Genomic DNA, 26,352 nt, shown 5'->3' on the forward strand with positions numbered 1-26,352 from the left:
GGCATGACAAGCCTACCTTTGCCCCGCACGATCCATATCGAGGAATTCGCTCCGCTGGTCGGGCAGGTCTTGCTGGCCAATTGTGATCCGCAGCCGGTTGCGCTGGACGTCGTGGAGGTTACCCCACTGGTAAACCATGCGAAGTTGGAGCGGCCGCCCTTCATTCTGATACTGCGTTCGGGGCCCGATGCCATGCTGGTGACCGGCACCTATGCGCTTAAGGGCACCGGGTTCGGTCCCGATCAGGTCCATCTCAGCCAGATCGCCGCGCCCCTCCAGGGCCAGCCAGGCCATTATTACCAATCCGTCTTCAACTAGAGATTGGCAAATTCACGGCGTCGTAACAGGCATTCGGGGAATAGTCGGAGCGTCCGCGTTCCCTTGGACAGCTTGACCTGGGAAACGACACCGCGACGTACGAAATGCGTCGATCGCGGATCGGCCGCGGATCGGCCGCGGATCGGCCGCGGATCGATCGCCGAAGCGACGGGCTGGCGGCGTAGCGGTCTTTTGGGTTGGCGTCGGCGTAGACCGTCGCCGGAAACGATCCTTGCCGTGATAGAGGCCGCAGCAGTTGCGGCGGTCAGTTGCGGCTGGGGAATATTCCCACTGTCGCCATGCATGTGTTCATCGTCGTATAGGGCTGGATGTTCGGGTGCGCCTGGCTCCCGCCCTGGGGGGCGTTCGTCACGGTGACATTCACGCCGCCCAAGGGCACCTGCGTCCCACTCGTGCCCGCCGGCACATAGATTTGCGGGACCGCGGTGCCGGTGGTGTTGGCATCGATCGCGCGTCCGAGCAGCGATCCGGTGGCGCCCTGCGCAGCGCTCGCGCGCGTCTGGACGGCATTGAGCGTCCCCGAACCGCTGAAGACGTGCGTATGCGTCGGCATCTGGGTGGCCAGCAACGACACGGTCTCGGTGCCGGCCCTCTGACCCTGAACATAGGTGCTCCCACCAGACAACTGGCCCGTCCCGACCGGCACGCGCCCACGCAGATCGGGCAGGGCGAAAGTAGTTTGCCCGTTGCCGCCATACATGGTGCCTAGCAGCGAAAAGAGAGCGGCGTTGCTGTTGATCGACAGTAGCTGTCCGTTACACTGCGCCCAGCCTCGCGGTGCGAAGTCGAATGCGAAAGTCGAGAGCTGACCGATAAACGGTTCCGTTGCCATGCCGATATCCTTTGTTGCCGACCCTATGCCCGTTTCGAGATGCTAGCGGTCGTCCATTTGAGTGCCGAATGCGTTCCGGATCAGTTGCGACTGGGGAAGATGCCCTGCACCGCGATACAGGTATTGAGTACCAGGAAGGGCTGCATGTTCGAATGCGGCTGATTGCCGCCCGCAGGCGCGTTAGTGCCGGTGATGTTCAACCCGCCGACCGGCACCTGAGTCCCGCTCGTGCCCGCCGGGACATAGATTTGCGGAACCGCGGTGCCGGTGGTGTTGGCGTCGATCGCCCGCGCGAGTTGCGAGCCGCTGGCAGCCTGTGCCGTAGTTGCGCGGGTCTGGACGACGTTGAGCGCCGCCGCGGTCACCGTGGCATCGTGAACGTGCGCCGGCATCTGCGGGATCGTCAACGTGACGCCTTCGGTTCCGCCTGCTTGTCCCATCTGATAGGACGACAGGCCTCCACCGGTACCCTGCGTTACCGGGACGCGCCCGTTGAAATTGGGCAGCCCGAAGGTGGTCCTGCCGTCGCCGCCGTAGTTGACGCCAAGCAGAGCGAACAGCGCCGTGTTCGACTGGATGGACAAAAGCTGTCCGCTGCACGTCATCCATCCGCGCGGCGCGAAGTTGAACCCGAATTGCTGAATTTGGCCCAAGAACGGAGTGCTAGCCATGGCGATATCCCTGTTGCTGTCGGCTCCATGACCCCGGACGCCGACGATAGTCGTTTGCCCCGATCCGGCTCATGCCCGATCGTATCCCTGTCAGTTGCGGCTGGGGAACACCCCGAACAGCGCGATGCTGGTGTTGATCGTCAGATAAGGCTGGATGTTGGTATGTGGCTGGCTGCCGCCCTGAACAGCGTTGCTGCCCGATGCGGTCAAGCCGCCGAGTGCAGCCTGAGTGCCGGCCGTGCCAGCCGGTACGTAAATCTGGGGTATCGCATCGCCTGTAGCGTTGGCGTCGATCGAGCGCGCGAGCAGCGATCCGCTGGCAGCTTGTGCCGTGGTTGCGCGAGTCTGGACGGAATTCACGGTCGATGTGTTGAGGAAGGTATGCGAGTGCGCGGGGATCTGCGGCAGTGTGAGCGTGACGCTTTCGACACCGGCTTTTTGACCCATCGCGTACGTCGACAAGCCCGCACCCGTGCCCTGATGGATCGGCACGCGTCCCTGCAGGTCGGGCACCGCAAAGGTGTTCACGCCATCGCCGCCATAGGTCGTGCCGATCAGCGCAAACAGTGCCTGGTTATTGGCGATCGACATCAAGGCCCCGTTACATAGGGCCCAATTTGCCGGCGGAAAATTAAACCCGAACGTCTGGATCTGACCGACAAATGGTTCCGATGCGCTCATGTCGATATCCCCTCTGTGCCGGTCTCACGTATAGTGTGTCAGGATGCCGTCGACTTGGAAACGCGGTACGGTGTTTTGGTAAGGAAAAACGTCCAGGCACTGACGTCATCGTCATCCGGCGTCGAACCGGAGTCAATACATGCCCGCGTCATCGTTGCGTTACCGCAACATCGCGCATCATGGAGTCGCGTCTGAGCGCAGCCAACCGGGCATGGACCGGCGCGACGAGGCGCGCAGCGTCCCAGAGTTCAGGTGTCGCGGCCGCGCGCTTGCCGGCAGTGTCGGGGATGAAGGTCTTGGTGGGCACCTTGGCGTTGCGCGTTGCCGCCGCTCGCATCGCCGCCGCCTCGACCGGATCGGGGACGAACCCGAAATGTGGTGCGATCCTATCGACGATCGCATCCGGCATCTCGCGGTAATCGACCAGCAGCCCGCCCCCCAGCCTCCAGTGATCAAGCACCGCTTCGCTTGCGCGGACAAGCATATGCGCGGCATGCTCGTCGGCCGGCAGCCGCTCGGCATCGGGAATTGCAAACAGACTTATCGGCAGCGCGCCCGCCACGGTATGGATGCCCCGCGCGTTCGCCTGCGACACCAGCACTTCGATCGGGTCGCGATACACGAATACCCAGGGCGTGTCGGGAAACGCCGCTCGCAGCAGCGGCAGCGCGGCGGTAAGCCAGCTGTCCAGCTTGAAGAAGACGCGTCGCGTCGTACCCGACCGATCGCGCCCGAGTGCCGCAGCGACCGTGCGGACCGCGCGGATCTGTTCGTCGAGCGGTGCGCCCGATTCCACCGCCCAGCGCAGCACGCCGTCGAACGGTTCAGGCTCGGAAAGCACGATATTGGCTGGGTCGGCCGCCAACGTCTGCGCCACCAGCGTCGAACCGCAGCGCGACATGTGATAGATGAATCCCGCAGGCTCGGGGCCTCGCGTGGCGTCATCGCCCGCAAGCGCTTCGAGGGACGTTCGCGTGCGCAGCATCAGGCTCAACGGACGGCTGGCAACGCGCTGCACCGTTTCCACGAAAAACGGGTCGGCCAGTCGTTCGGAGCCGAACCAGGCCCAGTCGAGCGCAGGCACACCGCCGGTCGGCACGCTATAGGCCGGCAGCCAGCCGCAGGTTGGCCAGCGATCAAGCGTCACCGGGCTCGGCATCCAGCGGCTTATTCCCAACGGATCCGGTCGGATCGCCTGGCGTACCGCCTCCGGGTCAAGCACGATAGCGTGCGCCACCGATAGCTCGAGCACTGCGGCCACGAACGCATCGCTCACCTCGATCGCGCCGAGCCGACGCTGAAGCGATTCATCGCTCAGCACCAATGCGATGACGGCGCTCAGGGGCGATGGGCTATCTGGGCTATAGTGCATCACGACTCCTTGGTATGCGCTGGCTCGTGTCCTAGGCTTCGATCGGATGGCGGGCACGATCGGTCGTTGGGCTACTATGGAGCAGGGGCGATGGAAATAGTCGGGGATACGACCATGACGCACCATGTCGCACCGTCGCAGACGCCGGTTCGCTGGCCCGATCGGCTATGCCTGCCGCTTCGCTTCGACGCCGCGGCGCTCGCCGCCGATCTCGACCGATGCGACAGGCGAAGCTGGACCGCGCACTTTGTACAGCAAAACTACGAAGGCGACTGGAGCGCTCTGCCGTTGCGTGCCCCCGCCGGTGCGGTGCACCCGATCATGCGCATCGCGCCCCGTCCGGGCTGCACCGACTGGATCGAAACCGAGCTGCTCGACTCCTGCCCGTATTTCCGCACCGTGCTCGCAACCTTCGCCTGCGAGCTTCAAGCGGTGAGGCTGATGCGGCTCGCACCGGGCTCGATCATCAAGGAGCACAGCGATTTCGATCTGTCCGCAGAACAGGGCGTCGCGCGGCTGCACATTCCGGTCGTCACCAATCCGCAGGTCGATTTCCGCTTGAACGGCCTGCGTGTCGACATGGCGCCGGGATCGGTATGGTATCTGCGTCTGTCCGACCGTCACGCCGTCACCAATGGCGGCACAACCGTGCGCGTTCACCTCGTGATCGACGCGGTCGTCAACCCGTGGCTCGAAGACTTGCTTGCGGCGGGGACAGTAAAGTTGCCGAGCGAAATCTAGCGTTCGATTCTAGTACAAACTTCGCATCGCGCGGCGTTGTGTTCCTGTGACGACCAGCCTAACCCTGTAACGATAATCGATAAGGGGTGTGTCATGTCGGCGGGGCAAGCGGATCAAGGGCAGGATCGTGCGACGGGGCTTGATCGACGCCAGGTAATGGCCCGAGCCGGTTCGCTGGCAGGAGCCGCCGCGATCGGGATCGCGACGCCTGCATGGGCGACCAGTTCGACCGATCGACGCTTGAACATCTACGAAGGCCAGTATGCGATCGACAGTCACAAGATCGTCGACGGCTATTTCGCCGCCCCACGCGGGCGCACTGGCATGGATGTGCTCGTGGTGATCCCGGGCGAAGGCGGGATCGACAATGCGGTCCGTGATCTCGTGCGGCGCCACGCGCTGGCCGGCAACTTGGCGATCGCGCCCGATCTGGCCAAGACCGCGGGCACGCGCTTTTCCAGCCGCGACGCGATGATCGCCGACTTCGTCGCGCACGTGCCGCGGCTGAAAAAGCATAGTCGCGGCAACGGCACAGTCCGCATCATCGCGGCCTGAGGCCCGGGTGCAGCGAGGCAATAGCATGACGGTTGCGAGGCGCTTGGCGCGAATTGGCGGGCGGATCGGAGTCGGCTCGACGCTGCTGCTGTCGAGTGTCGTACGGGCGCAGGATGTGGGCGACCCCGAGGGATCGGGCGCCATCGTCGCAGCGGTGCGATGGTTGCAGGGCACGCTTCTCGGCACCGTCGCAACCGTCGTCGCGGTAATCGCGGTGGCGACCGTCGGCCTGTTGATGCTGACCGGACGGATCAACTGGCGGTACGGCGCGACTGTGATCCTGGGCTGCTTCATCTTGTTTGGCGCAGCGAGCATCGTCGCGGGTATCCAGTCCGCCGCCGGCGCTGGCGGCTAACGCATGAACGGGTTGGAGCGCGACACCGTCTTCGTGGCGCTGACCCGACCGCAGATGTTCGCGGGTGTCACCTATAGCTATTTCGTCGTCAACGCGATGATCGCTACCGAGCTGTTCCTGATCTTCCGTTCGCCCTGGGTCTTCGTCGCAGCACTGGCAATCCATGTCGCAGGCGTGCTGATGTGCCTGCGCGAACCCCGTTTCGTCGATCTGTGGATCACGCGCGTCAGCCGCTGCCCCCGCGTGCGCAACTACACGATCTGGCGATGCAACTCCTACCGGCCCTGACGTCGTCGCTCTCGCGGGACCGGCGGACAGTCGACCGGGAAAAGCCGGTTGGCGACCACCTGCCATATGCGCGCCATGTCGACGACCACACGATCGAAACCCGCGACGGCCTGCTGATGCAGGTCATAGCGTTGCGCGGCCTGCTGTTCGAAACCGCCGATACCGATGAACTCAATTACCGCAAGCGGCTGCGCGACGCGACGCTCCAGGCGATCGGGACGTCGCGGTTTGCGCTGTACCATCACATCGTTCGCCGCCGGGTCGATCCGGTCGTGTCCGCGAGGCAACCCGATCCGTTCTCGCAGCGGCTCGATGCCGCATGGGACGCCCGGCTCGCCAGTCGTCGCCTCTACGTCAACGAACTGTTCCTGACTCTCGTCCGGCGCCCCCTGCCCGGCAGGCTGGGCATGCTCGATCGGTTGCGTGGCGCCTTTGCACGTGGCGGAACATCGCTCGGCTTTGCGCAGGAGGCGCGAGAGCTGAATGCCGCACGCGACACGCTCATGGCGGCGCTCGGCAGCTACGGACCGCGTCTGCTTTCGGTCTACGACAGCGATCAGGGCGCGTGTTCCGAGCCGCTCGAATTTCTGTCCACTCTCCTCAATGGCGAGCGCCGACCGGTGCTGCTGCCGCATCAGGATCTCGGCGCCTATCTGCCCTATCGCCGGATCAGTTTCGGACAGGACGCGATCGAATTCGGGCCTACCGGTGCGACGCCCCGCAGCTTTGCCGGTATGATCTCGATCAAGGATTACGCCGGCCAGACCGCGCCTGGCATGTTTGACGACCTGCTGCGCCTTCCGTTCGAATTGACCGTCGCGCAGTCCTTCGCCTTCGTGGAGCGGCAGGCAGTCCTGTCGCAGATGAACCTGGCGATGCGACGAATGCGCTCGGCAGAGGACGAAGCGGTCAGCCTGCGCACGGAACTGGGCCTTGCCAAGGACGAGGTCGCGGCAGGGCGTGCGGGCTTCGGCGAACACCACATGACGATCGCAGTGCGCGGCGACACGCTGGCCGAAGTCGACGAGGGCATAGCGGAGGTCCAAGCATCGCTCGCCGATCTCGGTATCGTGGCGGTGCGCGAGGAGATCGCGCTCGAACCCGGTTTCTGGGCGCAGTTTCCCGCCAATTTCAAATACATCGCGCGGCGTGGTTTGGTCTCGACAGGCAATTTTGCGGGGCTCGCAAGCATCCACAACTTTCCCGTCGGCCGCGCGACCGGCAACCAATGGGGCGACGCCGTCACCATGCTCGAGACGACCGCCGCCGGTCCTTATCACTTCAATTTCCATCACGGCGACCTCGGCAATTTCACCGTCATCGGGCCATCCGGATCGGGCAAGACCGTGGTGATGAACTTCCTGCTGGCGCAGGCGCGTAAGTTCGCCCCCCGGATCATCTTCTTCGACAAGGATCGCGGCGCAGAATTATTCATCCGCGCGATCGGCGGACGCTATGATCGGCTTCGCCCGGGTATCCCCTCCGGCCTCAATCCACTCCAGATCGATGACACGCCGGTCAACCGCCAGTTCCTCATCGACTGGATCGGCACGCTGGCGGGCGCAGCAGATATCGAGGAAATGGCGGCAATTCGCGATGCGGTCTCGGCCAATTTCGAACTGCCGGTGGAGCATCGTCGGCTTGGACATCTGGCGGAACTCTTCCGAGGCGGCCACCGTCCGCACGGCACCGACCTGTGGTCGCGGTTGCGCGCGTGGTGGGGTGACGGCGAGCGCGCGTGGCTGTTCGACAACCCGTACGACCTGACCGACCTGAGTGCGGATTCGGTCGGCTTCGATATGACGCAGATCCTCGACGATCCGACACTGCGCACGCCGACGATGATGTATCTGTTCCACCGTGTCGAGGAACGGTTGGACGGGAGCCCGTCCATCATCGTGGTCGACGAAGGATGGAAGGCGCTCGACGACGAGGTGTTCGTGCGTCGCATCAAGGATTGGGAGAAGACGATCCGCAAGCGCAACGGCATCGTCGGCTTCGCCACGCAGAGCGCGCAGGACGCGTTGGAAAGCCGTATCGCCAGCGCGATCATCGAACAGGCCGCGACCCAGATCTTCATGGCCAACCCCAAGGCGCGGGCGGCCGACTACATGGAAGGGTTCGGACTCTCCGCGCACGAATTCGACCTGATCCGCACGCTTCCCGACACCGCGCATTGTTTTCTCGTCAAGCATGGCGGGGAAAGCGTCGTCGCGCGTCTGGATTTGACCGGCGAGCGCGAGTTGCTGACGATCCTGTCGGGGCGCGAGCGCACCGTCCGGCTGCTCGACGACATCCGCGCCGAACATGGCGACGCGCCCGAGGCGTGGCTCCCGCGCCTCCTTGAGGTGGCGTGATGGTTTGCCCGTCGCTGCAGCTCGACACCGGTCCCGACAGCGGGTTTGTCAGCGCGTCGCTTGCGTTTGTCGACTGCCAGGCGCGCACGCTCGGCGCGTCCGGCTACGAGGCACTCGCCGCACCGGGATCGATAGCGTCTGTCATGCTGACCGCGTTGCTGACGCTGTTCGTCGCCGGCTTCGGTTTCCGGATGCTGATGGGCACGACGCCGGGGATCCGCGACGGAGTCATGGCGTTCGCCAAGATCGGCTTCGTGCTGGCGCTGGCGACCGCATGGGTACCGTATCGCACCTTGGTCTATAACGTCACGGTCGCCGGGCCCGCCGAACTGACCGCGGCGATCGGCGCACCCGCCGGGCTGCCGGGTACAACTGGCGACATCGGCGCGCGCCTCGACCTGGTCGACCAGGCGTTCATCCAGTTGAACGATCTGGGGCTGGGACGCGCGGGCGCGGGCGTCCAGGACATGCGCAACCGCCAGGTCGTCGGCAGCAGCCAGATTATCGTCGAACCAGCGCAGGGCACTCCGAATCCGGTGGAACCCTATGCTTTCGCACTGGCCCGGATCCTGTTCCTGATCGGTGCCGTGGGTGCCTTCGGCGCGGTCCGGCTGATCGCCGGGTTGCTGCTGGCGCTGGGCCCGCTCTTCATCGCCTTCGCGCTCTTCGATGCGACACGCGGGCTTTTCGAAGGCTGGGTGCGCGGGTTGGTCGCCACGATCCTCGGCACCGTCGCAACGTCGATACTGCTCGCGAGCGAGCTGGCGATGGTGGAGGGCTGGATCGCCGAGTTGTTGACGCAGCGCCTGGCGAACGCCCCCATCTTCGGCGCCGCGATCGAACTCGTGGTGGTGACAATCGTATTCGACCTGGTCCTGATCGCGGGGCTTGTGGCGGTGGCCCGGGTCGCGGGTGGTTTCCGGCTGCCCGCACCCAGCGCGGGACACGTTCGCATATCCCCCCCTGCCTTCTCCGATGCCGCTCCGCGCGTCGCCGGGCCGGTGCACGGTGCCCCTGCCGAAGGGCGGTCGCGCGCCGCGGCGGTGGCGGACGGCATCGTGGCGCTGCAACGGCGCGAGTCCGCGATGGCGCACATGCGGCCCGCCTCTGCGGAGGGCTCGCCGGTTCAGATAGACGGCCCCCGCCGCACCGCGGTGCTCGCCGCGTCGGGCGCGCCTGGTCGGGGCGGGGTCCGGGAGCCGGGCTGGTCCGACACGGCGCCGCTTGGCGTCACCCACCAGCGTCGGTCGCGGTCCCGACCTTCCTCCAGCGCCGCCCGGCGGGACACGAGATCATGACGCGCGCCAAGACCGATACAGATACCGTCGGCAACGACCGCGACGCCTATTACCGCCAGGCCGAAAGCTGGAATCGCGACCGCGAGGTCGCATCGCGCCGTTCGCGCCAGATCGCCTGGATCGTGGCGTCGATCGCGGCCTTCATCGCGCTCGCCGAAGCCTGCGCGCTGGTCGCGCTGATGCCGCTCAAGACGGTCCAGCCCTATACGTTGCTGGTCGATCGCCAAACCGGCTATGTGCAGGCGCTTGATCCGCTCCAGCCTACGCGCGTCGGCGCGGATACCGCGCTGACCCAGTCCTTCGTCGTCCAATATGTCATCGCCCGCGAGAGCTTCGACATCGCCGCCGCGCAAGCCAACTACAAGAAGGTCGCAGGCTGGTCCGAAGGAGCGGTGCGCGCGCGCTATATCGCGCAGACGCAGACGTCGAACCCCGACAGCGCCCTCAATACGCTGCCGCGCTCCAGTGTGGTCGAGACGCGCGTGAAGAGCGTTTCGGTGACGGGACGCAACATGGTGCTGGTGCGCTTCGACACGCAGCGCCGCGATGACAACGGGCAGGTGCATGCTGCCCAACCTTGGATAGCGGTGGTCCGTTATCGCTATACCGGCGAGCCCATGACGCTGGAGCAGCGTCTCGTCGATCCACTCGGCTTTCGCGTGACGCATTACCAGCGCAGCGCCGAAGCATTGGTCCCCGATGCGCAGCCGGTCACCTCAAGTTCCGCCCCCTCAACCGACCAGTCGACGGCCGGGCAAGCGTCGGTCGCCCCGTCGCCGCTGTCGAGCGGTCCGGCAGGCGTAGCCAACCGGATCACGCCTTCGCCGCTGAGCGGCGTGCGCCAGCCCCGCTATGTCACTATCCCCGGCGTACCGCGCCAGGCGATCGTCGGCATGAGCCGCAGTGGCCAGCCGATCGTCGGGCAGACGCGATGATGCGGATGATCGCTTCGCTCCTGCTGCTTGTCGCGACGGACGTGCTCGCACAGGATCTGCCGCCCCCTCCTCCCGGCAGCGCGCATGTGCTCGTGCTCGATTATGCCGAAGACCGCGTTATCCAGGTGCAGGGTGCGCCCGGCTATCAGGTTGCCATCGAATTCGATGGCAACGAACGCATTGAAAACGTGGCGGTCGGCGACAGCGGCGCGTGGCAGGTGACAAGCAACAAACGCAGCGACCACCTGTTCGTGAAGCAAATCCAGGGTGGCGTGTCGACCAACATGGTTGTCGTCACCGACCACCGTCTCTACACCTTCGACCTGACGCCGCTGATGGGACCGGTCGACCAGATGGCGTATGCGATCCGCTTCCGCTATCCATCGCCGATCGCGCCGGGACCCGCCATCGCAGCGATGGTCGGCTATTACCGATTGAGCGGGGACCGCACGCTTCGGCCCTCGGCGATCTCCGACGACGGCGTCCACACCTATATGGAATGGCCGGCGAGCGCCGCACTGCCGGCGATCTACGCCCTCGATAGCGAAGGACACGAGACGCTGGCGAATGGTGCGATGCGCGAGGGTATCTATGTGATCGACAGCGTGGGCGCGCGGCTGATATTCCGTCGCGACGCCCGGGTGGCGTATGCCCGCAGGCTCGTACCGAAGGTGCGCCGATGACGCAGGATCCGCGCGTAGACCCGACCCTGCCCGATCGGGATCGTGACATACGACCGGTCGTCGCGCGGACGACCAGCGGGCCCTCGACGTTGCTGATTGCAAGCGGGGCGGTTGGAGCGGGGCTCGCACTGTTCCTGGTTCTCGACGGTCGGCGTCAGGCGATGGATATACCCACGGTAAGCGCGAGCAGCGCAGAACGCAGAGGCGCGCCTGCCCCGCCGCCGCTCCAGTTGCCGCCCGCTCCGGTTGTCGCGACACCGTCCGACGAGCCTGCACCGATCATGCTGCCGCCCCCGCCGCAGCCGCAGCAGCAGCCTGCGCCCTCGCCACCCCAGATCGTCTATGTTCCGCAAGGCCCCGCGCCTGCCGCCATCGCGCCTGTCCAGATGTCGAGCCCGATGCGCGACGCTGCGACGCTGGTCATCGACACAACCGCCGCCGATGGCGATCCAGCGATCCAGCCGGGCGCATCGGACGAGGGCGGACGCGCACCGGCCTCTTCCACGGCGTTCCCGGCAACGACCGCCGCGCCCGGCGCGCGCGCGCGCGCGATAATGCTCGCCGGGCACGGCACCACCGTGCTGCAGGGCACGCTCATCCCTGCGGTGCTCGAAAGCGCGCTCGATACGGCCCGGCCAGGACTTGCGCGCGCGCTGGTCTCGCGCGACGTGCGCGGGTTCGATGGCAGCCGCGTGCTGATTCCCCGCGGCAGTCGGCTGACCGGTGAATATCGATCCGACGTGGCCGCCGGTCAGAACCGCGCGCTCGTGGTGTGGACGCGGCTGGTACGCCCCGACGGTGCGGCGATCGCGCTCGCCTCGCCCGTGGCGGATACGCTCGGAAGGACGGGCATGAAGGCGAAGGTCGACAGCCATTTCTTTGCGCGCTTCGCCGGCGCGATCCTGCAGAGCGTGCTTGCGGTCGGCGTCAATCTCGCGTCGCGCTCGAACAACAGCGATACTCTCGTGCTGGGCCTGCCGGGATCTTCGATCGGTGCGTCCGGTTTCGGCCAGAACGCGCAGGTCACGCCGACGCTGAAGGTGCGGCCCGGCACCAGCATCAGCGTGTTCGTCTCGCGCGATCTCGACTTTTCTGCCGTCGAGGGGCGAAAATGAGCGGCGCGGCGACGACCGAGAACACGGTGCGGTTCCCGCGGCTGTATTTGCGAAGCTATCTCGCACCGCTCGCGCCGTTTCTCGAGCGCGGCGACGTGACCGACATCTATGTCAACCGGGCGGGCGAGGTGTGGACCGAAAGCACGGCAGGCCTGATCGAACGCCATGACGTTCCGGCACTCGACGACGTCCTGCTCGCGCGCCTCGCCCGTCAGATTGCGGCGCTGAGCGACCAGGGCATCAATCGCGAACATCCGCTGCTGTCCGCGACGTTGCCCGATGGCGCGCGCGTGCAGATCATCGGCCCGCCCGCCACGCGCGGGCCGATGGCGCTGGCGATCCGCAAACATGTCTCCTCCAACCTCAGGCTCGGCGACTATGTCGCTGCGGGCGCCTTTGCCGAGACACGGCGCGGCACCGTCGCCGGACGATCGGGAGTCGACGAAGAGCTGGCGGCGATGTTGGACGCGAACGACATCGCCGGAATGCTCGCCACCGCTGTGCGTGCGCGCAAGAACATCCTCGTTTCGGGCGGTACCTCGACGGGCAAGACCACGTTCCTCAATGCGTTGTTGCAGGAAGTGCCGACGACCGAGCGCCTCATCCTCATCGAGGATACGCCCGAACTCAAGCTGGACCATCCCAACGCGATCGGGCTGCTCGCCGCGCGTGGTGAACTGGGCGAGGCGCGGGTCGATGCCAACATGCTGCTCGCGGCTTCGCTCAGGATGCGGCCCGATCGCATCATCCTCGGCGAATTGCGGGGCGAAGAAGCCTATACTTTCCTGCGCGCGATCAACACCGGTCACCCAGGATCGATGAGTTCGGTGCATGCCGACAGCGCGGCGAGCGCGATCGAGCAGATCGTCCTGCTCGTATTGCAGGGTGGTGGCCGGCTGAGCCGCGACGACGTCCAGCATTATGTCCGCAGCACCGTCGGCGTGTTCGTTCAGCTCGCGCGCACCGGCGGTCGCCGTCACGTCGCCGAAGTGATGCTCGCCCCGTGACGGGTCTCGTCGGCAAGTTGCGCAGCGCTGCACGAATGGGGCCTACCAACCGAAATCTGGTCGGCGAGGCCGTACTGGCCCTGGCAGTGGCGCGCCTCCGCAGCGGTTTGCGGTCGTTTAAGCAACTCGCCGCGCATTTGGGTGGGGCGATACCGCCCCATGCGCCATTGCCGCCATTACCTGCCCTGTCGATCGAGCAGGAAGCCACGGTTCGCAGCATTCGGTGGGCGGTGGGCGCGGTTGCGCCATGGATGCCGTTCCGCGCGGTCTGCCTGCAACAGGCGATCGCCGCGCGCGCGATGCTCGCGCGCCGAGGCATCGGTAGCGTCCTGCATCTGGGCGTCGACACGTCGACATGTAAGATGTCCGCGCATGCCTGGCTCGATGTCGGCGTTATCAAGGTCACCGGCTATCCGGTCGACCCGGCGATGAACGAGGTCGCGCGTTTCGCCTGATGCGCGGGACGTTTTGATGAACGGGACGTCCTTCGCCAACACCGCCGAGCTATGGTGCGACAGCCGGTGCCCAGACCGTAAAGTGGTTTCACGCAACCATGCGTTGCGCTGCTAGGCGGTCCAGCGCGATCACCCGGTCGCAGGCGGCCAGCGTCTCCTCGCGGTGCGCGATGATTAGGATCGTCGCATCGGGCAGGGCACGGCGCAGATTGGCGATCAACGCACGTTCGGTTGCGATATCGATCGCGTTGGTCGCCTCGTCGAGGATCAGCATTCGGGGAGTGCGCAGCAGCGCGCGCGCAAGCGCGATCCGCTGACGTTCGCCACCCGACAGCCGCGTGCCGCGCTCGTCGACAGGCGTATCGAGCCCCGCCGACATCGCCGCGACCATCTCCGCCGCGCCGACCTGCGTAAGCGCTGTCCACAGTTCGTGATCTGGACGACGAGCCGTGCCCCAGCTCAGATTATGGCGGATGCTATCGTTGATGAGGTAGGAATCCTGCGCGACATAGGCGAGCCCGCGCCGCCAGTCGGTAAGCGTATCCGGCTCCAGCACCGCGTCCCCAACCAGGATCCGTCCTTCATCCGGCTCGAGCAGTCCGGTCAGGAGGTCAACGAAACTGGTCTTGCCCGTGCCTGACGGACCCGACAGACCGATCGTTTCGCCCGCCAGGAGCGTCAGGTCGAGCCCGACGAACACCGGCGTCGGCGCATCGGGATAGCGAAACGTCACGCGGTCGAACCGGATGTCCCCATCCAGGAGTGTCGCATCCGCCCCGATCACGACCGGAGGGCCCAGATCGGCGCGCAACGTGCGCAACGCCGTGAAGGCGGGCACGACGCCGAACAGTTGCTGCGCCTGCATCTGCAACGCGCGGACCGGGCCGCTCATCCGCACCAGGATCACGAGCGCCGCCAGCAGCGTGACGGTAGGCACGTCCAGCATCACCGCGCCGAAGATCATCGCCGCACCGACCAGCGACGAGACGCTGGCCGATGCGATGGCGACGCGCGACTGGAACCGGACCTGCGCATCCTGCTCGATGCGAAGCTTGGCGCTCTCCTCACCGATCTGCGCGACGAACGCATCCGCCATGTCATGCGCGACCGCGATCTTGAGCCCGCCCAGGAACTGCGCCGCTTCACCTGCAATACGAAACGCGAAACGCGCGGTCGATCGCCCCGAATTCGCCGCACGCCGGGACAGGGGCACCAGCATGACCATCCCGAGCAGCGCGAACCCGATTGTCAGCATCGCGACCAGCGGGGACAGCAGGAGCATCAGCGCCGCCTGCACCACCAGCATAATCCCTGCCATCATGATCTGCATGATCGTCGAACAGGCAAAGGCCAGCCTCGCGATCTCACTCGACAGGATGTGCGCGATCCGCGCGTGGCGCAGTCGGGCGAGCTGCGACCAACGCGCATGGGCCAGATCGGTGATGACCATCAGCCGACGGTGATCGACAAAACCCAGCGCGAGATCGGAGGCGAGCCGGTCGCGCGTGCTCAGCACCACCGCGCGCACGCCGACCAGCACGCAGAACGCGAGCAGTACCGCGCCCAGTTGCGTGGCATGCGTCGTCAGTCCGATCGCAGTGAGCTTTTCTACGATCAGCGCTTGCCACCGACCACCGCCAGCCGGTGACACGAGCGAGAAGATCGGGACCAGCAACGCCAGCCCTACACCTTCGAGAAGGCCGCCTGCGATCATCAGCGCGACGGTGATCGCCAGTCGGCGTCCGCCGAAATGCAGGAAATCGGCGACGAGCGCGCGGACATCCGCGAACGTCTCGCTCATCAGGCCGGACATGCTGATCGGAAAAGCGTCATGGTGCGATCATGTGAGGCGCCGCCATGCCGCGCAACACTCTTCGAGTCAGGTATCGATCTGCGCGTCGCGAACCGATCCAGGCTCTGTAGGGACACCGGAGACGAGCGACCTATGCTGACGGACTGAGGCGCAATCGGCGCGGCCTCGCATGGTTCCAATTGAATAGGACCGCGATCGGGAAGTCACACTCGCCTGACGAATTCCGGAAGCGACGGCCAATGCCGCTCGTGTTCTTATACAGAAATGGCCGACGCGACAGGTGTCGCGCCGGCCATTCTCGTTACCGTAGAACGTATCAGGACGTGGTGAACGTACCGTCGCCAGCGGTGCGGGTGCCGACCTCGGCCTGCCCGGCCGCGATCTTCTGGACTGCGGGGCGTACCCAGGGCTTGCGCGCGACGGTGGTCTTTGTGGTCTTGGTCATGATGTGATCTCCCTTGGTGGTGCTTACAGGATAACGGAAGGCGGCGTCAGGTCGCTCGCCGGGGCGAGATGCAGAACGAGGTCGCTGCCGGCCTGGTAGCCGGCGACGCCATCGGTGTTGACGACCATGAAGGTCTCGCCTGCATGATTACCCGACGTTGCAGTGAACGTCACGGCCGCATTACCGCCGATGTTACCGAAAGCTGCGGCAAGATCGTCGTTGAAGGTGGCATCGTCCAGCCGGCCGTTCAGCCCCGCCGTGGCGGCGCCGTAGGACTGGCCGTTGACCTGGATTACGTCGGTGCCCTGCGTGAAGCCGAACAGCGTGTCGTAGTGCAGGACCGCTGCCCCGCCGGTGCCGACCGTGACGTTCGATTCCGCTGCGGAATTGAACACGAAGGTGTCCGTACCTGCTCCGCCCGAAATCTTGTCGCGACCCAGACCGCCGAACAGCGTGTCGTCACCGGCACCACCGAAGATCGTGTCGTTGCCCGATCCTGCGATGATGCGCAGGTTGCCGTTGGTCTCGCCGCTGCCGTCGATGACGAGATCGGTCATGACCGAACCCGTCTGACCCTGGAAGCTGGTCACCGCGGTGATCGTCTTGGTCGCGCCGGCCGCCACCCAGCTGTCCTCGACGAACAGCGTGCCATAGCTGTCGGTGCCGTTCGGCCCGCGCAGCAAGGCGACCACTTCGACATCGGCGTTGCCGGCGCGCAACGTCAGGTTGCCGGCAAAGCCGTCGAGCGCGAGCTGGTCGATCCCAGCGCCGCCCACGACTACGTCGTTCGCACCGAATGCTCCCGGTCCGAAGAAGAACGCGTCGTTGCCCGCACCACCCGTCAGCGTGTCGGTGCCAAGGCCGCCGAACATCAGGAACGAGCCGTCCGTCTCGGCCGAACCGTTGAAGGTCAGGCTGTCGGCGCTGCCCAGGTTACCACCGAACACGGTGAACACTTGGCCGGCCGCCACCGTCGCATCGGCGCTGGTGATGTCGTAGCGGCCATCCGCCAGCACGGCGAGCACCTCGACATTGCTGATCGTGCCCGCATCGAGCACCAGCCGGTTGGCACCGGTATAGTCGCCCTTCAGACCGATCTGGTCGGTACCGGCCCCGCCGTCGATCCGGTCTGCAGCGATCAGCGCGCCGCCTGCCAGGATCGAGTCGTTCCCCGCGCCCGTCGCCAGCGCCACCGCGCCCGTCTTCTGCGACAGGTCGAACAGGTCGCTGCCGCCCGCACCGAGCGTCAGCACCACGCCGTCCGAGAAGCGGAAGCGCTCGACATTGGTGAAGGTGTTGCTCTCGATCGCGCCGTTATGGACGATCGTTGCCGATCCCGTGCCGGTCTGGGTGACGGTGTAATCGGCGTATTTCTCGAGCAACACGCCCGTGTCGAGGCCGTCGCCGCCATCGATCGTGTTGGCACCCAGATTGCCGATGAGCATGTCGTCGCCGGCACCACCGAAGATCGTGTCGTTGCCGGCCCCGCCGTCGACCGCATCGTTGCTGGCGCCCGCGTCGATGACGTTGGCCCCTGCGTCGCCGGTGATGACGTCGCTGAACGCCGACCCGGTCACGTTCTCGATGCCGGTGAGCGTATCGGTCCCTTCGCCGGTGACCTGCGCACCGCTGACGGTGAGGTTGACGCGTACCCCGGACGTCGCTTCGCTGTAGCTTGCGGTATCGATCCCGGCACCGCCGATCAGGATGTCGTTGCCTGCACCGCCACGCAGCACGTCATTGCCGTTGCCGCCGTCCAGCGTGTCGTTTCCGGCCAGGCCGATCAGCGTGTCGTTCCCGTCACTGCCGTTGAGGACGTCGTTACCGGTTGCACCGGTGATGGTTTCGTCGGCGGAGAAGCCCGAGAGCGTGAGGTCGCCGATGAAGCCGTCGAAGTTGAAGGCAGTGAAGCCGCCAGTATAGCCGTTGCCGATCGCGAAGATCGTCACGAAGCCGTTGACGGTACCCGCCGCGCCATCGCGATCGACCTGCAACAGCAGGTCTCCGCCCTGCTGGATCAGGCGCAGGTGACCGCTGGCAAAAGCGTTGCCATTGGTTGCATAGCCCGTCAGCCCCAGGTTCAGGAAGTTCGTCAATTCGAACTTATCGCCTGCATTGCCACCCTGGAAGTCGTTCACGCGGTTGGTCCGAGCGGTCGTCGCCACGTCCGTCGATGTCCCTGCAGTCGCACCGACGCCGAGCTGGATGATGTCGGCACCCGCCCCCAGCGTGATCTGGTAGTTGTTGACGGTCGATGCGCCACGCATGCTGATGCTGACGATGTCGTCACCCGTTCCTGCGTCGATCGTTGCGCTGGCAACGCCGGTCAGGACGATGCGGTCGTTGCCGGCCCCGCCTGCGACGGTGACGACATCGAGGTTGCGATCGTTGGACGTCGCGCCGAGCGCCAGATAGGTCGACCCCGAAAGGCCTGCGACGTTCGTCGCCAGCGCGGTCGAGAGCGTGCCGCCGCGCAGTTCGATGAAGTCGTCGCCGTCGCCGCCATCCATGTTGATGTTGGTCGCCGCAGTCGCAGTGCCGGCAGTGGTCGTGTTGGCACGCGTCACCAGGATGCTGTCGTTGCCGCCATAGCCGAACAGCGAGTCCGTCTGGCTGAGCGCCGCCGTGGTGGTGGCGACGGCATTGTCCGTCAGCAGGTTGAAGTCGTCCGTGCCGCGCAGCGTGTCGCCGTAGCCGGAGCCGGTCAGGTATTCGATGTCGATGAGGGTATCGATGCCTTCGCCGCCGGTGTTCTGCGCGACGCCCTGGATCCGCAGGTCGACGTTCACCGCGGCCGTCGAGTTGGCATAGGTGGCGGTATCCAGTCCTTCGCCGCCGATCAGGGTGTCGTTGCCGAGCCCGCCGGAAAGCGTGTCGTTGCCGTACCAGCCATCCAGAACATCGTCGCCGGCATTGCCGATCAGCGTGTCGATCGTGCCGCCGCCCCGCACGACGTCGTTGCCGACGCCGCCACGGAAGACCACGCGCTCGATGCTGGTAAAGGACCCTGCCGCCACGCCATCGATCGTGATCGCGCTGTTCCCCTCCAGATTGCCGAGATCGAAGCGAACCCCGCCGGCACGATCCGTATAATAGGCATAGGCAAGATCGGTGCCGTCACCGCCGTCGAACGTGTCGTTCCCACCGTCGTTGACGAACACAGCGCTCAGTCCGGCCGCGCTGCCATTGGCGATGCCGCCGACCAGCGTGTCGTCGCCGTCGCCGCCGCGCAGGATGTCGTTACCCATGCCGCCGACGAGAACATCGTTGCCGGCACCGCCCTCAATCACGTCGTTGCCGTCCGCGGTCGCCGCGGCGGTGTTGAACGTGTTGACGTAGTCGCCGAAGATGACGTCGTTGCCGTCGCCGCCGATCAGCGTATCCGCAAGACCGCCGCCGACCAGGAAATCTGCAGCCGCGCCGCCGACCAGCCGGTTTGCCGTCGTGTTGCCGCCCGTGAGCGCGTTGGCGAAGTTCGCCGCGCCGATCACGTTTTCCATCTCGAGGATCGTGTCGCTACCCCCGAACGCCCCGACCGTCTGGGCGGTGGTCGTGTTGAGGTTGACGGTGACCGACGATGTCGACGCCGAATAGTCGATGGTGTCCGATCCTGCCGCACCGCGATAGGTGTCGGCACCGCCGCCATCGAAGAAGATGTTGTCGTTGGCGTCGCCGGTGACGCTGTCCGCGCCTGCGCCGGTGCGGACGTTTTCAAAGCCGATGACCGTGTCGTTGCCCAGGCCCTGTGCCGTCAGCGCGGCAAGGTTGACCGTCACCGCCGTCGTGCCGGTGAAGAGCAGCGTATCGACGCCTGCGCCACCGTCGAGGACGTCGTCGCCGAGGCCGCCTTCGATGACGTTGGCGTTGTCGTCGCCGATCAGGATGTCGTTGCCGCTACCGCCGGTCAGGTTCTCGATGCCGTGCAATGTGGCGATCGCCGCGCCCGCGATGTTCGCGGTCCCGTCGATCGTACCGTTCAGTCGCGCCGTGATGTTGGCGGTATAGCCTGCGAACGAGGCCGTATCCGATCCGGCGCCACCGTCCAGCAGGTCGACGGTGCCGCCCACGTTTCCGCCGGTGGCCAGCGTGTCGTCGCCTGCGCCGCCCGAGATGACGTTTGCCGAAGCGTCGCCGCTGAGCGTGTCGTTGAAGGCGGATCCTTGCAGGTTCTCGAACCCGACCAGCGTGTCCGTCCCTGCCGCAATCGTGTTCTGCGCGGCGCCCTGCAGCGCGAGGCTGACCGTGACGCCCGCCGTCGCGCCGACATAGGAGGCGGTGTCGTCGCCTGCCCCGCCGCTCAGCGCATCATTGCCCAGGCCGCCTTCGATGATGTTGGCGTTGCCGTCGCCGATGAGGGTGTCGTTATACTGCGAACCGATCAAATTCTCGATGCCGGTCAGCGTATCCGTTCCTGCCGCAATCGTGTTCTGGGCTACGCCCTGGGTGTTCAAGTCGACGGTCACGCCTGCCGCCGTGGTGCTGTAGGCCGTCACGAAGGACGCGGTGTCGTTGCCGTTGCCGCCGTTCAGGATGTCGTTGCCGAACGTTCCCTGCAGGAAGTCGTTGCCGTTGCCACCATCGGCCACGATGCTGCTGGTGTTGTTGGTCGTGAAAACGGTCGAGCCGGCAGCACCCTGAAGCGAGATGTTCAGCTGGTACGTCTGCCCGGCCAGCATCGGCTGGGCCACGGCCGAAGAGGTGTAGCGGCCGACCCGGATGTAATAGGTTCCCGCAGCAGCGAAGGTATAAGTGATATAGGCGTCGTCATTGACGGTCGTGCCGGGGTCGCCCGGGCCGGTGTCGTTGGTGGCCAGCAAGGTACCGGCGCTGTTGACCAGCTCGATGATGCTGTCGTCGAGCGAGCCGGTACCGTCGATGTCGAAGATCGCCTGCGCACCGGCCGCCGTCACGTCGACACGGTAATATTCGAGCGCGCCACCGGCCGCCACGGCGTTGATGGTCGCATGCGGGATCGTGGTCGAACTCGTGATGTTCGCATTGGCGTCGATATCGAACGCGCCCGCCGTGTTCACCGCGGTCGCGATGCTGCCGTTGTTGGTGGCCTGGGGCTTGGTGATATCCGCTTGCGACGGTGCGGTCGCGGGCGTGACCACGAAGCTCGTGGTGACGGTGAAACCACCACCGATCAGGCGGTCGTCGCCGGCACCGCCCGACAGCGTGTCTGCGCCGCTGGCACCGCCGCTCAGCGTGTTGTTCTGGCTGTTGCCGACCAGGACGTCGTTGCCGACGGTACCCTGGATGTTCTCGATGCTGCGCAGCGTGTCGGTTTCGCCATCATGGGTGACGAGGACGTCCGCACCCGTGTCGTTCAGCGTGACGTTGACGCCGGTGGTGTTGGTGAAGATCACCGTGTCGCTGCCGGCGCCGCCATCGAGCACGTTGTTGGCGGTGTTGCCGATGAAGATGTCGTTGCCGACGCCGCCCTTGACGTTCTCGATCAGCGAGCGCGCGTCGTTGTTGTAGAGCAGCGACATGGCGATGTTGCCGGGCGCCAGGTTGGTCAGCCCCTGATAGGCCAGGTTGTTGGCCAGCTGTGCCTGGTCGAAGGTCGAGAACTCGCCCGGGCGAAGATCGACGGTGACGCCGTTGGCATAGTTGCTGGCGTCGATCGTGTCGTTGCCGCCGCCATCCCAGACGGTGAGGAAGATCTTGTTGCCCGACGGTGCACCCTGGCCGACGCCGTTGATGAACATCTCGCCGGTCGTCTGGCTGAAGGTGTAGACGCTGTCGCCGGCATTCGTGGCGTAGTTGGCGCCGTACAGATACTGCAGCGCGGCCAGATCATACTGCATATAGGTCTGCGGCTGGTTGATCTTCTCGCCGGCGAAGTTGCTGTTGGTGAACGGTGCTGGCGTATAGGTCATCAGCGACCAGGCCTGGCCGTCGCGATCCGGGGTCAGCGACTGCGTGCCGAAGCGCGGCGCGCCCCCGAAATAGAAGGACAGATCGCTGTTCGTATAGTCCTGATGCCCGTGCTTCAGCCCCATGGTGTGGCCGATCTCGTGCATCATGGTCGCGTAGCCCCACGTCCCCTTGAAGGCGAGGTCGTAATAGGGCTGGCTGGTGCGGCCGAACCAGATGTCGCCCGACAGACCGCGGGTGTCGGAGGGGAAGTTGCCATAGGCCGAGCCGACGTCCTGATCGGCACTCTGCGAGATGCGGATGTTGGCGTGGACGGTGTCGGTGTCGGTGATCTGGGTGAACGTCAGGCCGGTCGCGGCCGACAGCTGGGCGAAGGAGGCGCGCGCCGCGGCCTGCTGCTGCGTGCCGAGATCGATATGATAGAGGCTGACCCCGTTGGTGTCGTAGCCGCTGCCGTTGTAGTTCGAACCCGATGTCGGGAAGCTGTAGGTCAGGTTGAGCGTGCCCCATTTGGAGCCGATCAGCGTCGCATCGACGTTGCGGTTGCCCGTGAAGAAATGGCTGCCGTCAGGATTGGTGCCGAGCGGCAGCAACTGGCCGATGTTGTTGCCTTCCGGGTTGGCACCGGTCGGATCGACGACGTCCTTGGGGGTGGTGTCCTTTGCGCCGGTCTCGGCCTCGCGCATGCCCTGGCACAGCGCGCAGCCGCACCCTGCGACGACCACCGTGTGGGCGATGTCCGCCAGCGCATCGAGCGAGCCGGGGCCCATATCGCCGGGCGTATGGGTGATGTCCGTCAGGGGGGAGCCTGTGCCGACAGCCACGTCGTTGTTGAGCAAGGGGGTGGTGTCCGCGTGCGGATCATACGTGCCGATCACTATCTCATCACCGTCCAGACGGTTGAAATACGCCAGCGGATCTACCGAACCGCTATCCTTGCCGGTGGGTGCGATATTGCCACGGTTGGAAATGCTCATTGAATAGTCCCCCTGTATGGCACGATCGCATAGTTGCACTGTGCAAGGCGCACATATGCCGTCAGATTCGTTCGCAATCGGCTCTTTATATTTCATTTCTGTCATTGAACGTTCACGTTGGTCAAGGGCCAGATTGTCCGGTTTGCACAGAAGCATTCAAAATAAATGCAAAGCGTCTCGGCGGGGGGCAGAATCCGGAACCTGCTGCGGACAAAGCGAAAAATGGTCGCGGCGTAATGGCCTTCGTTCGCCGCTTGTGCCGTGCAGGGCGTCACCTTTCGGTCCCGAACCGTCGTGACTTGGGGCGGCCGCTGGCCTATCGAAAAGCATGTTCAAGCCGACGGAGGTTCCCGATGCTCCGCATGTTGCTACCATTCTCCATGGCACTCGCCACATGCACACCTTCACCGCAGGATGATGTCATGCGTAATTCTATCCCGGTTCCAGCGACCGCCGGCCAAGGTTCACGCGAAGGGACGCCCGGCAATCAGGGGGCGGCCGCCTCGACTATGACAGGGCAAGACGCCGGCGCTCGCGGACTGGCAGCACAGGGCCCCATTCCGGAACCGGTGCCGGTGACCGGAAGTTTCGCTCCGGGCCCTGCCCCTGCCCCTGCCCCTGTTGCCTCAGTCCCCCCTGGCAAGCTGGCGGACTCGCCTGTCGAGGCTTTGGGACGCCGGATCCTGTCGACGGCGTTCGTAAGGGTGGGGCCTGACGGGCATCTGACGGTGGAACTGCACGACGGCCAGATTCTGGTTCTTCGCGATGTGGTCATGCATCCGAAGAAATATTGTGGGACGCAGATGGTCGGGGGGGCGCCCGGTGGACAATATTGCGGCCGATACGCCGATGTCGCAGCTGCCCGGTCAGGAGCCGCATAGCCTTCGGCATTGCAAGACAGAGTCGGTGCCTACGACCTCAGCCGGGCGGAAACACCGCCAGGAGGCCGTAGCGCTCTGCGCCCTCGCAACCGATCACGTCGGTGCCGCCCGAGCGAACCCAGACATGCGCGACCAAAAGTCCCTTGTCGTCGCGCGCGGCTCCGTAATGCAGCGCTGCCGCCAATCCCCTTCGACGCAGCATCAACTGGGCGGCAAGGCCCTGCTGGAAGCAGACCGCCCGCCACGGTACGCGCCGGCCCCAGGCGGCGACCGATTTTGCAATCGCGTGGGCCTGGGCATGCGTGGCGGGTGTCCGCGATCGCGTTCCCGCCGACAGCGCGGCAACACGCCGGAACGACAGGATCGCGATCAGGAACGACGCGAGCGCCAGCATGACCAAGGCCTCGCCCAGCAGGAGCAGGCGTCGGATCAATTGCTGCGCGCCGCCCGGCGCAGGAAATGCCCGGCCGCGGTTCCGCGCAGCAGCATCGACCGATAGCGGTCGGTGACCGCCAGCTGGTTCCAGCGCGGGTCGTCCGCGGGAAAATCCGGCCAGTCGCGGATCAGCGCGCGCAACCGCTCGACGTCGAGCACCGCTCCCGCCGATCGGCAGCGCTCTATGCTGTCCAGCTCCGCGGCCACCGCCGCCAATGCTGCGGTCGCGCCGATATGCCAGTCCGCCGCCTGATAGCCGCGCCGCTGTTCGCCGATGAGCTCGGGTGGCAGCCGGTCCGCAAACGCACGGCGCGCCAGCGAGCGTGGCTTTCCGTCCAGAATATACTGCTCGTCCGGCACGCTCAGCGCCCATTCGATCAGCCGTCGGTCCGCGGTGGGATCGCGCAGGTCGATGCCCCACCCGGCAAGCGTGCCCTTGTTGTAGGATCCCATGTCGACCCGATCGAGCCCCCATAGCCGCATCGCGCGGCCATCGCGCCAGGGGCGGTAGGACAGATCGGTGCCGCGTGCCGCGGCGCGGCTGTCCAGGTCGGCGATCGCGCCGGGGCGTAGCGCGCTATAGCCTTCGAGTGCCAGCGAGTGGCCGAAGCGATCGACCAGCCAAGTCCAGACGGCGGGGGGCACGAACGGCCCCAGCGTCGCCGCGCCGATCCGTCGCCGTCGCCAGCCTTGTGCGCGCAATTGCCGCGTCAGCGTGGCAAGCGCGCCGAGCCGCCCGGTGCCGAACAGCTGCGCCAGATGCGGGACGCCGTCATGGCTCAGCGTAAAATTGCCCAGCTGCCCGGTGAGGAGGACGCTCACGCCCTGCGCGCGCGCGGCGTCGTTGATCGCCTCGCCCCATATCGCATTCCACGGGTTCATCACCGGTCGCTGGTAGAGATCGAAATGCCGGTCGAGCAGCGGCAGCGGCGAGCGGCCGTCACCCCGAACCGGGACATGGACGATATTGGCGTGCAGTGCCGCTACGCGTGCCGCGATCGGCCCCTCGTCGCCGATCGTTCCGCCGGGCACGGGCGCGCCAACGCCCGGTACCGCGGTAAACGCGTGGAGAGGTTCGGGGGTCAACAACCGCGCTGCCGTGGCGGCGACGCTGGCGCTATCCAGGCCGGCGGACAGATGCGATCCCACCGCGCCCTGTATCCGTCGCAGCCTGACGGTGACCGCACGGTCCAGCTCGGCGCGTAACCCTTCGGCATAGTCATCGGGCTTGAGCCGCAGGATCGTGCGCGTCGGCGTCCACAGCCGGGTTTCGGCAATGCCGTCCGCATCGATCGCGACTGCGTGACCGGGGCGTACGCGCGTGATGCCGGCAAAGAAGCTTTCCTCGCCTTCGGGCAGTATCGCCAGAAAGTCGGCCGTTGCTGTCTCGCTCGGCGCATAGGGGATGTCGGGGTGAGCGTGCAGTCCGCGCGGCATCGAGGCCGCAGCAACGAAGCCGTCGCCACGGTGGTAGAAGAGCGGTCGCTCGCCCATCGGATCGCGCGCCAGGGTCAGCACGCCCCGGCGCGCATCCCACAGCATGACGGCAAAGGCGCCGACCACGCGGGCAAGACCTGCAATCCCCCATTGCTCGACGACCGCCATCAGCAGCTGCGGCTCAGCGGTGCGGGCGAGGTTGATCGACAGGCCGAGCGCGCTGGCGATCTCCTCGCGGTTGTCGATTCTGGCGTCCGCGACGAGTAGCAGCGTGCCGTCGCCGCCCAGGACGGGTCCACGGTCGAAATCGTCTTCCGGAACGAGCGAATAGAGCCGTCGCCCGAGTGTCGCGGCGTCCAGCGTGCGGCGGATCGCGGGGTCCGGTCCGAACCCGGCCTGGGCGTCGAGCATCCGCCCGACCGCGGGTTCCGTCGCCTCGTCACGCCGGCTCCACAGGCCGGCAAGCGCGGTCATGCGGGCGTCAAGCTGACAAGCTGCTCGCTCTCCAACGACCGGAGCAGGTCCTGGAGATCTTCGCGACACTCTGCCTCGTCCACATCGTGCTCGGCGAGAAGATCGCCGATTAGCCCGTCGACCGTGCGAGGCTGTTCCAGCAATTGCCAGACACGCGTCGCGGTTGCGTTGAAGCCGTAGCAGGTTCCGCGTTCGACATGCAGGCCGACCAGCTCGCCGGCCGCGTCGGCCTCGATCATCCCGGGTTGCCGGGATACCAGCGTCATTCCGTCCACCTGTATCTCCGTTTGCACGTTCTCGCCCTTGGCGGGGCATGGGGCGGG

The 26,352-nt window shown here is 65.8% G+C and carries 22 protein-coding genes; 12 read left to right on the plus strand and 10 right to left on the minus strand.

Annotation, left to right across the window (positions count from 1 at the left end):
* Positions 1 to 3: 3 nt before the first annotated feature.
* Complete coding sequence (locus O6W96_RS19365; protein WP_353471057.1) at positions 4 to 318, plus strand: DUF6916 family protein; 315 nt, start codon at positions 4 to 6, stop codon at positions 316 to 318.
* Between the two features lie 265 nt (positions 319 to 583).
* On the opposite strand, the gene O6W96_RS19370 is transcribed toward O6W96_RS19365, so the two are convergent.
* The 4 genes from O6W96_RS19370 to O6W96_RS19385 form a co-directional block, all read right to left on the minus strand.
* On the minus strand, positions 584 to 1,171 hold the full coding sequence (locus O6W96_RS19370; protein ID WP_353471058.1) for a phage tail protein: 588 nt from the start codon (positions 1,169 to 1,171) through the stop codon (positions 584 to 586).
* Between the two features lie 80 nt (positions 1,172 to 1,251).
* A complete protein-coding gene (locus O6W96_RS19375; RefSeq protein WP_353471059.1) occupies positions 1,252 to 1,842 on the minus strand; it encodes a phage tail protein in 591 nt (196 codons plus the stop codon).
* 90 nt (positions 1,843 to 1,932) lie between these two features.
* Complete coding sequence (locus O6W96_RS19380) at positions 1,933 to 2,523, minus strand: phage tail protein (protein ID WP_353471060.1); 591 nt, start codon at positions 2,521 to 2,523, stop codon at positions 1,933 to 1,935.
* A gap of 148 nt (positions 2,524 to 2,671) precedes the next feature.
* Positions 2,672 to 3,895, minus strand: coding sequence for a hypothetical protein (locus O6W96_RS19385; RefSeq protein WP_353471061.1), 1,224 nt, complete (start codon positions 3,893 to 3,895; stop codon positions 2,672 to 2,674).
* Positions 3,896 to 4,009: 114 nt separating this feature from the next.
* Between O6W96_RS19385 and O6W96_RS19390 the strand changes: the two genes are divergently transcribed.
* The 11 genes from O6W96_RS19390 to O6W96_RS19440 all read left to right on the plus strand — a co-directional run bounded on the left by O6W96_RS19390 (position 4,010) and on the right by O6W96_RS19440 (position 13,684).
* Positions 4,010 to 4,636, plus strand: a complete 627-nt coding sequence (locus O6W96_RS19390) for an aspartyl/asparaginyl beta-hydroxylase domain-containing protein (protein ID WP_353471062.1) — start codon at positions 4,010 to 4,012, stop codon at positions 4,634 to 4,636.
* A gap of 156 nt (positions 4,637 to 4,792) precedes the next feature.
* The gene (locus tag O6W96_RS19395) at positions 4,793 to 5,191 is read left to right on the plus strand and encodes a hypothetical protein (RefSeq protein ID WP_353471063.1); all 399 of its coding nucleotides are present in this window, start codon (positions 4,793 to 4,795) and stop codon (positions 5,189 to 5,191) included.
* Positions 5,192 to 5,216: 25 nt separating this feature from the next.
* Positions 5,217 to 5,546 carry a TrbC/VirB2 family protein gene (locus O6W96_RS19400; RefSeq protein WP_353471064.1) on the plus strand — a complete coding sequence of 110 codons (330 nt, stop codon included), beginning with the start codon at positions 5,217 to 5,219 and terminating at the stop codon, positions 5,544 to 5,546.
* A gap of 3 nt (positions 5,547 to 5,549) precedes the next feature.
* Entirely contained in the window at positions 5,550 to 5,834 is a 285-nt protein-coding gene (locus O6W96_RS19405; RefSeq protein ID WP_353471065.1) for a type IV secretion system protein VirB3, read from the plus strand.
* Positions 5,831 to 8,191 (plus strand): VirB4 family type IV secretion/conjugal transfer ATPase, encoded by a 2,361-nt coding sequence (locus tag O6W96_RS19410; RefSeq protein ID WP_435372248.1) that lies wholly within the window; start codon positions 5,831 to 5,833, stop codon positions 8,189 to 8,191. Before O6W96_RS19405 ends, O6W96_RS19410 begins: the two co-directional genes overlap by 4 nt.
* Positions 8,191 to 9,489, plus strand: a complete 1,299-nt coding sequence (locus O6W96_RS19415; protein ID WP_353471067.1) for a type IV secretion system protein — start codon at positions 8,191 to 8,193, stop codon at positions 9,487 to 9,489. The genes O6W96_RS19410 and O6W96_RS19415 overlap by 1 nt, the downstream gene beginning before the upstream one ends.
* Positions 9,486 to 10,424, plus strand: coding sequence for a virB8 family protein (locus tag O6W96_RS19420; RefSeq protein WP_353471068.1), 939 nt, complete (start codon positions 9,486 to 9,488; stop codon positions 10,422 to 10,424). The genes O6W96_RS19415 and O6W96_RS19420 overlap by 4 nt, the downstream gene beginning before the upstream one ends.
* Positions 10,425 to 10,429: 5 nt before the next feature.
* Complete coding sequence (locus O6W96_RS19425) at positions 10,430 to 11,107, plus strand: TrbG/VirB9 family P-type conjugative transfer protein (protein WP_353471069.1); 678 nt, start codon at positions 10,430 to 10,432, stop codon at positions 11,105 to 11,107.
* Positions 11,104 to 12,222 (plus strand): TrbI/VirB10 family protein, encoded by a 1,119-nt coding sequence (locus O6W96_RS19430; RefSeq protein ID WP_353471070.1) that lies wholly within the window; start codon positions 11,104 to 11,106, stop codon positions 12,220 to 12,222. The genes O6W96_RS19425 and O6W96_RS19430 overlap by 4 nt, the downstream gene beginning before the upstream one ends.
* On the plus strand, positions 12,219 to 13,229 hold the full coding sequence (gene virB11, locus O6W96_RS19435; RefSeq protein ID WP_353471071.1) for a P-type DNA transfer ATPase VirB11: 1,011 nt from the start codon (positions 12,219 to 12,221) through the stop codon (positions 13,227 to 13,229). The genes O6W96_RS19430 and virB11 overlap by 4 nt, the downstream gene beginning before the upstream one ends.
* On the plus strand, positions 13,226 to 13,684 hold the full coding sequence (locus tag O6W96_RS19440) for a lasso peptide biosynthesis B2 protein (RefSeq protein WP_353471072.1): 459 nt from the start codon (positions 13,226 to 13,228) through the stop codon (positions 13,682 to 13,684). The genes virB11 and O6W96_RS19440 overlap by 4 nt, the downstream gene beginning before the upstream one ends.
* An 88-nt stretch (positions 13,685 to 13,772) precedes the next feature.
* Here O6W96_RS19440 and O6W96_RS19445 read toward each other — a convergent pair whose 3' ends face one another.
* The 6 genes from O6W96_RS19445 to O6W96_RS19470 all read right to left on the minus strand — a co-directional run.
* Positions 13,773 to 15,485 (minus strand): ABC transporter ATP-binding protein, encoded by a 1,713-nt coding sequence (locus O6W96_RS19445; protein ID WP_353471073.1) that lies wholly within the window; start codon positions 15,483 to 15,485, stop codon positions 13,773 to 13,775.
* Positions 15,486 to 15,813: 328 nt separating this feature from the next.
* Positions 15,814 to 15,942 carry a hypothetical protein gene (locus O6W96_RS19450; protein ID WP_353471074.1) on the minus strand — a complete coding sequence of 43 codons (129 nt, stop codon included), beginning with the start codon at positions 15,940 to 15,942 and terminating at the stop codon, positions 15,814 to 15,816.
* A gap of 23 nt (positions 15,943 to 15,965) precedes the next feature.
* Positions 15,966 to 22,802, minus strand: coding sequence for a M10 family metallopeptidase C-terminal domain-containing protein (locus tag O6W96_RS19455; protein WP_353471075.1), 6,837 nt, complete (start codon positions 22,800 to 22,802; stop codon positions 15,966 to 15,968).
* A gap of 918 nt (positions 22,803 to 23,720) precedes the next feature.
* Positions 23,721 to 24,116 carry a lasso peptide biosynthesis B2 protein gene (locus tag O6W96_RS19460; RefSeq protein WP_353471076.1) on the minus strand — a complete coding sequence of 132 codons (396 nt, stop codon included), beginning with the start codon at positions 24,114 to 24,116 and terminating at the stop codon, positions 23,721 to 23,723.
* Positions 24,113 to 26,029, minus strand: a complete 1,917-nt coding sequence (locus tag O6W96_RS19465; RefSeq protein ID WP_353471077.1) for an asparagine synthetase B family protein — start codon at positions 26,027 to 26,029, stop codon at positions 24,113 to 24,115. The genes O6W96_RS19460 and O6W96_RS19465 overlap by 4 nt, the downstream gene beginning before the upstream one ends.
* On the minus strand, positions 26,026 to 26,352 hold a 327-nt coding region (locus tag O6W96_RS19470), incomplete at its 5' end, for a PqqD family protein (protein WP_353471078.1). The genes O6W96_RS19470 and O6W96_RS19465, both read right to left, overlap by 4 nt.

This window comes from Sphingomonas faeni (genome assembly GCF_040407495.1).
Lineage (GTDB): Bacteria > Pseudomonadota > Alphaproteobacteria > Sphingomonadales > Sphingomonadaceae > Sphingomonas > Sphingomonas faeni_D.

Bases quoted from the DNA above. Each gene is read 5' to 3' on its own strand.
- O6W96_RS19365 (WP_353471057.1), top strand. From the start codon at position 4: ATGACAAGCCTACCTTTGCCCCGCACGATCCATATCGAGGAATTCGCT.
- O6W96_RS19370 (WP_353471058.1), bottom strand. From the start codon at position 1,171: ATGGCAACGGAACCGTTTATCGGTCAGCTCTCGACTTTCGCATTCGAC.
- O6W96_RS19375 (WP_353471059.1), bottom strand. From the start codon at position 1,842: ATGGCTAGCACTCCGTTCTTGGGCCAAATTCAGCAATTCGGGTTCAAC.
- O6W96_RS19380 (WP_353471060.1), bottom strand. From the start codon at position 2,523: ATGAGCGCATCGGAACCATTTGTCGGTCAGATCCAGACGTTCGGGTTT.
- O6W96_RS19385 (WP_353471061.1), bottom strand. From the start codon at position 3,895: ATGCACTATAGCCCAGATAGCCCATCGCCCCTGAGCGCCGTCATCGCA.
- O6W96_RS19390 (WP_353471062.1), top strand. From the start codon at position 4,010: ATGACGCACCATGTCGCACCGTCGCAGACGCCGGTTCGCTGGCCCGAT.
- O6W96_RS19395 (WP_353471063.1), top strand. From the start codon at position 4,793: ATGGCCCGAGCCGGTTCGCTGGCAGGAGCCGCCGCGATCGGGATCGCG.
- O6W96_RS19400 (WP_353471064.1), top strand. From the start codon at position 5,217: ATGACGGTTGCGAGGCGCTTGGCGCGAATTGGCGGGCGGATCGGAGTC.
- O6W96_RS19405 (WP_353471065.1), top strand. From the start codon at position 5,550: ATGAACGGGTTGGAGCGCGACACCGTCTTCGTGGCGCTGACCCGACCG.
- O6W96_RS19415 (WP_353471067.1), top strand. From the start codon at position 8,191: ATGGTTTGCCCGTCGCTGCAGCTCGACACCGGTCCCGACAGCGGGTTT.
- O6W96_RS19420 (WP_353471068.1), top strand. From the start codon at position 9,486: ATGACGCGCGCCAAGACCGATACAGATACCGTCGGCAACGACCGCGAC.
- O6W96_RS19425 (WP_353471069.1), top strand. From the start codon at position 10,430: ATGATCGCTTCGCTCCTGCTGCTTGTCGCGACGGACGTGCTCGCACAG.
- O6W96_RS19430 (WP_353471070.1), top strand. From the start codon at position 11,104: ATGACGCAGGATCCGCGCGTAGACCCGACCCTGCCCGATCGGGATCGT.
- virB11 (WP_353471071.1), top strand. From the start codon at position 12,219: ATGAGCGGCGCGGCGACGACCGAGAACACGGTGCGGTTCCCGCGGCTG.
- O6W96_RS19445 (WP_353471073.1), bottom strand. From the start codon at position 15,485: ATGAGCGAGACGTTCGCGGATGTCCGCGCGCTCGTCGCCGATTTCCTG.
- O6W96_RS19450 (WP_353471074.1), bottom strand. From the start codon at position 15,942: ATGACCAAGACCACAAAGACCACCGTCGCGCGCAAGCCCTGGGTACGC.
- O6W96_RS19455 (WP_353471075.1), bottom strand. From the start codon at position 22,802: ATGAGCATTTCCAACCGTGGCAATATCGCACCCACCGGCAAGGATAGC.
- O6W96_RS19465 (WP_353471077.1), bottom strand. From the start codon at position 26,029: ATGACCGCGCTTGCCGGCCTGTGGAGCCGGCGTGACGAGGCGACGGAA.